The sequence below is a fragment of the Streptomyces sp. NPDC003042 genome, assembly GCF_053591315.1.
On sequence record NZ_JBSFTP010000084.1, the window covers coordinates 25212 to 32198 of the forward strand.

The window sequence follows — 6987 nt, forward strand, 5'->3', positions numbered from 1 at the left end:
TGCAGAGACTCCTATGCAGAGAGATCTCTGCAATCTACGCTGTGGACATGCCCGACGAACGCGAACCTGAGCGTGAACCCCAACCCGAAGCCCAAGCCGAACGCACACGACAGCCCGCCAAGCCCACCCGGCGCATCGACGCGCGCAGCCTGCGGGGGCTGGCCCATCCGCTGCGGATGAACATCTTCGAACTGCTCACTCTGGACGGCCCCGCCACCGCCACCGGCCTCGCCGAACGCCTCGGGGAGAACACCGGCACCGTCAGCTGGCACCTGCGCCACCTGGCCGAGCACGGCTTCATCGAAGAGGAAACCGGACGGGGCACGAAACGCGAGCGCTGGTGGAGGAGGGCCGGCGTCACGAACGAACTGAACACCACCGATTTCCGCGACGATCCCGACTCCAGGGGCGCGCTGTCGGTCTACCTGCACGAAATGGTGCGGCAGTACTTCAGCCGGGTCATGACCTACCTCAGCGAGGACTGGGACGACAGGTGGCGCAGCGCCGGTACCGTCGCGGACTGGCGTGACCTGCGGATGACACCCGATCAGCTCCGGGCGCTCAACGCGGAGCTGACGGCCGTCATCGCCCGCCATACCCCTGCCCCGGACGCCGTGCCCGACCCGGACGCGCTCCCCGTCGTCGTGCAGCTCCAGTCGTTCCCCCGCAAGGAGCGTGGCACCGTATGAGCCAGGGCGTACGCGGTGGCCTCCTGCGTCGCCACCGAGATTTCCGGCTCCTGTGGTGCGGTGAGACGGCCGGCAAGTTCGGCGCGTCCGTCTCCGGGGTGGCGATGCCGCTGGTCGCCGTCTCCACCTTGCACGCCAGCACGTTCGAGGTCGGGCTGCTGAGCGCCGCCGCATGGGCCCCTTGGCTGATCATCGGTCTGCCGGTCGGGGTGTGGGTGGACCGGCTGCGGCGCAGACCGATCATGCTGGTCGCCGCCGCGGTCTCCCTCCTGCTCTTCGCCGGCGTCCCGGTCGCCGCCTGGTTCGGCTGGTTGAGCATCGGACTCCTGCTGGCCGTCGCACTGCTGACGGGCACGGCGGCGGTGTTCTTCCAGACCGCCTACAGCGCCTACCTCCCCAGCATTCTGGAACCGGACGACCAGCCCGAGGGCAACGCCAAACTGCACGGCAGCGCGTCCGCCGCGCAGATCGCCGGACTGGGCTCCGGCGGCTTGATCGCACAGTTGGCAGGCGCTGTGAACGGGATGTTCGCCAACGCCGCGACATTCCTCGTCTCCCTCCTCTGCCTGGCAGGCATCCGGCATCGCGAGCCCCGCGTCACCAGGACCGACCATCACGCCAAAGCGCTGGTCAGTGACGTCCGCGAAGGCCTGCGGCTGATCGCCGACGACCCCTGGCTCCGCACGCTGACACTCTTCGGGGCCGCCTCCAACCTGGCCCTGATGGGATACCAGTCGATCCAGGTGGTCTTCCTCGTCCGGAGCGTCGGTCTGGACCCGGGCATGGTCGGCGCACTCATCGCGGCCACCAGCACCGGAGGCGTCGCCGGGGCGTTCGTCGCACGCCGGGTCGCCGGCCGGGTCGGCACGGCCCGCGCGACGCTTCTGTTCGAACTGGGTCTCCCCGTGCTCGCTCTGCTCATCCCGCTGACGGTCGGCGGAGCCGGGATCCTGCTCTTCGTGACAGGCGGCTTCTGTGTTTCCGCGGGCGTCGTGGCCGGCAACGTCATCAAGGCGAGCTTCCAGCAGCGCTACTGCCCGCCGGAACTCCTCGGCCGCCTCACCGCAAGCACGGCGTTCCTCAGCTACGGGACGATCCCCCTCGGAGCACTGCTCGGCGGCGCGCTCGGAACCGCGCTCGGGATCCGCACGGCAATGGCGATCACAACAGCGGCGGTTCCGCTCGCCGCACTGATCCTGCTCTTCTCCCCGATCCGGCGCTCCCGAGACCTGCCGACGTCCCGTCAGTCGACGAGCGATTCCACACTTCCGCTGAATCCCGACGGCGAGTCGCTCCTACCTCGCCAGTGACCCGGTGGTCCGCGCCGCCGCTGGCGCATGCCGGTTCCTCACGGGTCGTGACGGGGGGAATTCGACAGGTAGTAATTAGGTGAATCGTTGACTGAATTCGCGTCAGTAAGCCTCTCATGATTATTTCGATTCGATAACGACATATCAATAAAGGCCTGGACCATTGCAGCCCCGGAAGGTCAATTCCCTTATGCTCACAGTAGTTTGATGGTTCATCAGATACGGCACCGTAGGTAACGGAACGGTTTCACGCGGCGTACTCCTCTTTGTCCGAATTCTTCGCCGCGTTCGTCTGGCAGGCTTCCGCGCACCCAGTCCTCCGAACTCAACTTGAGGTGCGCATGCCAGGAAACCGCAGACGGCGCGACCACCGCCGCAAACCCCGGCGGTTGATACTCGTCACCGCCGCCATGGCCACGGCGGCGGTGATAGCCACCGGCGTCGCCTACTCCGGATTCGGCGACGGCGCCCAGGCGGCGGCGCCCACACAGGCCTCGGGATCCGCCGCGGATCCGGCCGAACCGGCCGCGGCGCCCGCCCGGGACCAGGAACCGGAACCCATAGCGGACGCGCCCGCCAACGAAGGCGCGCGGGGCATGATCTACGACGGCCTCAAGGCGGCGCCGAAGGGCGACCGTTGCGCCGGCGTCTACCGCACCGAAGCCGGGCTCTGCACCCACGGTCCTGACGCCCCTCCCCGTGGCGTCGACATCAAGCGGGAGATCCCGCCCGCCGTCAAGCAGACGGCTCCGGCCGCCGATCCGGCCCGGCCCGCGACCGATGACCCGGCCACCACCGAAGGAGGCGGGCGTTCTCAGGACGCGCCCGCCGCCGACGCGGGGGCCGCCGCGGCCGCCGCACCCGCGCCGTCCGCCGGCGGCCAGGCCTTAGCCGCAGGGCCCGCGGGCCAGACCGTCCAGTGCGACGGCGATGGCAGCACCGGAAACCGCGTGCAGGTCGTGTACGTACACGCACCGGGCCGCGACCGGTACTCCGAGTACGTCGCCTCGTTCCGGAAGTGGGCGGCCGACGCCGACCTCATCTACGCGGCGAGCGCCCAGGAAACCGGCGGCGTGCGACACATCCGCTACGTGACGGCCGCCGACTGCACGCCGACCGTGCTCAACATCGAGCTCCCGTCATCGGCGCTGGCGGAGTTCAGCGCGACCAACGCCGCGCTCGCGGCCAAGGGCCTCGACCGCCGGGACCGCAAGTACATGATCTTCGCCGACTCGCAGGTCTACTGCGGCATCGGCACGTTCAACGGCGACGAGCGGCCCGGCCAGGCGAACTTGAGCAACTTCGGCCCCTCCTACGGCCGTACGGACTCCGGATGCTGGGGCGGCCACACCGCCGCCCACGAACTCGGCCACAACCTGGGCGCGGTCAACAACAGCGCCCCGAACACCAGCCGGGGCGCCCACTGCACCGACGAGTTCGACGTCATGTGCTACTCGGACACCCCGTACTACCCGAAGATGCGCAACGTCTGCACCAACCAGGCGTCGGAGAACATCCTCGACTGCAACCACGACGACTACTTCCACACCAGTCCCAGGGCAGGCAGCTACCTGGCCACCCACTGGAACATGGCCGACAACCAGTTCCTGATGCGTACGAAGGGCGGCGGCACCGACCCCGGTCCCACCCCGACCCCCACGCCGAAGCCGACCTCGAAGCCGACGCCGACCCCGAGCCCGACCAAACAGCCCACCGGAGGTCCGGCGGCGACCGTCGGCCAGGTGACGTCCGGCTCAGCCGTGGTGAGCTGGCCCAAGGCCGAAGGCGCCGCGTGGTACCAGGTCCTGCTGAACGGCAAGCACCTGACCTGGGTCCAGTCCCAGGTGCTGCGGATCTACAATCTCCGGCCCGACACGTCGTACACGGTCGCCGTCTCCGTCCGCGACAGCGCCGGCCGTGACAGCGGGCCCGGCAAGGCCGCGACGTTCCGTACGTCCGCCACCGGCGGCGGCGCCACCACGCCCGGCGCCCGCTTCACCCTCGGCAACGGCAGCACCGGCATGGCCGCCGAGCTCTGGGGCGGACGCACCGCCGACGGCACTGTGCTCGTCGGATCCCGCGCCAACGGATACGCCCAGCAGCAGTGGTACTTCGACGACGCGGGTGACGGCAAGGTCCGCATGCGCTCCGCCGTCTCGGGCAAGTGTCTGCAGCCCGGTGGCACCCCGGCCGCGGGCATGTGGGTCGCACAACAGCCCTGTGGCACCAGCGACGCGCAGAGCTGGCGACTGTCGTCCCGCGACGGCGCGGTGACCGTCACGGACGCGGGCGGCGGCTACGCCCTCACGGTGAGCAACCGGCCCTACTACGGCAACTGGCTGCTCGAACTCCAGCGTGCGGACGGCCGCGCGGCGCAGGTCTGGACCCTTCAGAAGGTCGGCTGACCTGCTGGCCGGCTGACCGGCTGGTCCGAACGCCTCATCCCGTACCTGCCCTGACGCGAAACCGACCCGGCGGGCGGCCGCCCCGCGCGGCCGTCCGCCGGCCCGTCCCTCCCCGCCAACACGGAGCACCGCGACGATGCGCATACGAATCGCCTGTTCGGCCGTACTGGCCGCACTCGCCCTCATGTTCCTGATCCCCTCCTCGGCGCAGGCCCACGGCGACACCCTGAAGGTGCTGGTAACCGGGCACCGCCAGGGTCACGTCACCACGGACATCACGTGGGAGAACGACGGTGACGCCGTCGACAAGGGGGTCGCCGCCACCGTGAACGCGGTCAGCGTCGACGGCACCCGCTCGCTGGGCCCCTGGCGCCTGGTCCGTGACGCCGGCGCGTCGCCCGCCGGCTGGACCACGGCCGAGATCCTGCCACCCGGAGCCTGGAAGGTCACCGTCGACGTGGGATTCCCGGCCCTCGGACACGGCGAAGGCGACGTCGCCGTACCGGTGGTCGACCCGTCCCCACCGGACGGTGCGCCGGCCACCACCGCACCGGTTCCGGTCACGCCGTCCCCTTCCCCTTCCCCCACACAGGCGCGGACACCGGCTGCCGACACCTCCGGCCATGCCGCCTGGTGGACGACCGCAGGCGTCGCCGCGACCGCCCTGGCGGGCGCTGCCGTCGGCTACGTGATCCGCCGCAGACGAGGACGCTCCAACACCTGAGAACGGCGAGCCCCTGCCTGTGAGCGACGTACTCGCGGACGATCTCCGACGTCGAACTCGCGGTGGCCCGGGCGCAAGGCGACGGATCTGGCTCGCCGGGCCGGGGGAGGGGCTTCAGGCCTCGCTCCGGGGCGGCGAGGTGATGCGGCGTACGGCCGACGACTCGTTCAGGTGTCCGGCCGGTGCCCGTCCCGCCCGCTGCTGCCGCAGCGAACCAAGCCTGCGGCAGCATCAGGCGCATGAGCGACGGTCGCTCCTCGAGGTGGTCGAAGACGGCGCCGGCATAGCCGGGCAGGTCGTCCGCGTCGAAGGACACCGACTCCGAGCCAATCTCGAGTCCCTGCACCCGGTCCGCTTGGGAACTGGCTGCGGCCGGCACCCGAGGGCGAAAACGGAGGCCGTCCCGCAGGCCGCGTGCGGGGCTCCTTCGCGGTGAGTCGCCGGTCCTAGAAGACGGGGTAGCCGCTGCAGCTGGCAGTGGTCAGGCGTTTCACCGAGGAGATCTTGTCCCCGAAGTTCCACCCCCCGTAGTGCGGGTCTCTGATGAAACGGCCCGGGGCCAGGCAGCGGCGGTCGCTGTACCCCGCGTCGTCGTACAGGACCCAGGCGACGCGGTCGTCGTTGCGCGCGGAACTGGCCTTGTCTCCCGCGCCGATGGAGCCCAAGTTGGACTGGCTGCCGTTGAAGAACCACTGGGCGCCGCCCAGATTCTGGTGCTGCCCGAGGAGCAGCCCCTCGGCCTGAGGGCCGGCTTGCGCCGCCGGAGCCGTCGCCAGGGAGGCCGCCGTGATGGCGGAGGCCACGAGCAGAGTGTTGATGATCTTCTTGCGCATTTGCGGAGTCCCCTCCGATGCCACGCCCGGTCGGGAGATGCGGGATGCATCCGGCATGTACTCGACGAACACATCGAGGGAAGCCTGGGAATTACAGAAAACGCGCCACTCCATGCCTGCGGCAGAGATCGATATGAAATGTACGCCCGAGGATTTCCCGCAGTCGACCGGAGCGCCGAGGTCGGCCGACGTGTCCGCACGCTTGGACGGTGCGGCGGCAGCCCGCCCACGGCAGGCTGAGGGGCCCGGCGCCTCTGCCGCACCCGCCGTGATCACCGTGGCGGGAGGGGCGCGGCTGAAGGCTGCGGCGGGCGCCGGACGGCTTGCACCGGCACCGTGGCAGCCTTTTACCAAGATCGGTTTACGACGTCAAGCCACGTATTCGAGTGGCGTGACGCACGTCCTCCCGCAGGGTTTATTTGAAGCACGTCCTCACCGGGGAAACCCCGGAGAATACGAGGCCGAAAGAATTGTTCCTGGCCTGTTTCTTCCGGGCGATTCGCAAACCCTTTTGACACCGAATGGAGAATTCTCATGGCTGAGCGTTTTTGGACCCGTCGTATCATGCTGGCCGGAGCTTCCGTGGCGCTGGTGGGTGGCGGTATCGCCCTGCCGGCGACCGCGATGGCAGCACCGGCAGCCGTCCCGCAGCAGGCCGTCACCCTCCTCCCTGCCGACAGCGCCGACGGCATCGGTACCGGCGGCGACGCCAATGCCGAGAACACCACGGTGGGCGGTACCGCTACCGGCGGCAACGCCAACTCCGGTGTCGGCAGCTGCAAGGGCAAGTGCGAGATCAACACCGGTAACGCCACCGGCGGTAACGCCAGCGCCGACGCCATCAATCAGGGTGACGCCACCGCGGTGGGCGGGGACGGCACGGGGACGGGCGGGACCGTGAACAAGGTCGACAAGCAGGTGATCAAGAAGCAGCTCAAGGAGGACCTGAAGGCGAAGCTCGGCAAGTGAGGGCTGACAGCCCCGTAGCTGCTCCCGACACGGCAGACGCCGGAGAGGCCCACGGCC

At 69.6% G+C, this 6987-nt stretch carries 6 protein-coding genes; 5 read left to right on the forward strand and 1 reads right to left on the reverse strand.

The annotated features are described in order from the left end of the window. Positions 1-47: 47 nt before the first annotated feature. From ACWDYJ_RS30260 to ACWDYJ_RS30275, 4 genes are all read left to right on the forward strand, one after another. A complete protein-coding gene (locus tag ACWDYJ_RS30260) occupies positions 48-689 on the forward strand; it encodes an ArsR/SmtB family transcription factor (RefSeq protein ID WP_451568770.1) in 642 nt (213 codons plus the stop codon). Continuing rightward, entirely contained in the window at positions 686-1999 is a 1314-nt protein-coding gene (locus tag ACWDYJ_RS30265) for an MFS transporter (RefSeq protein ID WP_451568771.1), read from the forward strand. Before ACWDYJ_RS30260 ends, ACWDYJ_RS30265 begins: the two co-directional genes overlap by 4 nt. 341 nt (positions 2000-2340) lie before the next feature. Next, positions 2341-4404 (forward strand): RICIN domain-containing protein, encoded by a 2064-nt coding sequence (locus ACWDYJ_RS30270; protein ID WP_451568772.1) that lies wholly within the window; start codon positions 2341-2343, stop codon positions 4402-4404. Positions 4405-4540: 136 nt separating this feature from the next. After that, a complete protein-coding gene (locus tag ACWDYJ_RS30275) occupies positions 4541-5128 on the forward strand; it encodes a hypothetical protein (RefSeq protein WP_451568773.1) in 588 nt (195 codons plus the stop codon). Positions 5129-5574: 446 nt separating this feature from the next. On the opposite strand, the gene ACWDYJ_RS30280 is transcribed toward ACWDYJ_RS30275, so the two are convergent. Next, positions 5575-5961, reverse strand: coding sequence for a hypothetical protein (locus ACWDYJ_RS30280; protein WP_451568774.1), 387 nt, complete (start codon positions 5959-5961; stop codon positions 5575-5577). Between the two features lie 534 nt (positions 5962-6495). Here ACWDYJ_RS30280 and ACWDYJ_RS30285 point away from each other — a divergent pair. Next, entirely contained in the window at positions 6496-6930 is a 435-nt protein-coding gene (locus ACWDYJ_RS30285) for a hypothetical protein (protein WP_451568775.1), read from the forward strand. The last annotated feature ends 57 nt before the right edge of the window (positions 6931-6987 follow it).